The sequence below is a fragment of the Vibrio sp. Y176 genome (genome assembly GCF_033438945.1).
In genome coordinates this window covers 1-696 of record NZ_JAWOQS010000536.1, presented here as the reverse complement: position 1 = coordinate 696, position 696 = coordinate 1, and the positions used below count along the sequence as shown (strand labels likewise).

Sequence of the window (696 nt, the reverse complement as noted above, 5' to 3'; positions counted from 1 at the left end):
CCACTGGTTAACCCCTTTGTTGTGTCCGAGGAACGGACCACTGCTTTTTCTTATTTTTAAGGAAAGAAACTTAGGTCGAAGGCTGTTCTACCGTGTCTGTTGCGGTAGTTTCAGTCGTTGGTGCTTGACCCGTTTTACGTTTGTATTTCTCTTCCCAGTAATCTGCACCTTTGATACCTAGCGCAACTGGGTTGAACGTAAACTCTGTGACACCTTGTTTCTGTTGTTCTTCGTAGTCGGTCAGCGCTTTCAGAGCAGGCTTCGACATAAAGAAGATGATCAAGATACCCACGATGTTCAGCCAAGCCATCAAACCTACGCCAACATCACCCATCGCCCATGCTAGGTTTGCGGTTTTTACTGTACCGTAAAACACGGCTGAGATAAGTACCAGTTTTAAGATAAACATCAGACCGTTCACTTTAAAGGTACGGCGAATGTAGGCAATGTTTGTTTCTGCGATGTAGTAGTAAGCCAAGATAGTGGTGAATGCGAAGAAGAACAGTGCAACAGCGATGAACGGTTTACCAACTCCAGGTAGAGCACTTTCAATCGCCATTTGCGTGAATACTGGACCATTGGCCCCAATATCGGCTGGTAGGTTTTGCACAAGGAATGCACCTTCAACCGCACCGTGTACGTTGTAAGCACCTGTGATAAGAATCATAAACGCAGTTGCCGAACATACTAGTAGTG

General features: G+C 45.7%; 1 protein-coding gene. It reads right to left on the bottom strand.

The window, feature by feature from the left end; translation table 11 throughout:
• Positions 1-70: 70 nt before the first annotated feature.
• A partial coding sequence (locus R7O13_RS27175; RefSeq protein WP_318305237.1) for an alanine:cation symporter family protein occupies positions 71-696 on the bottom strand: 626 nt, incomplete at its 5' end.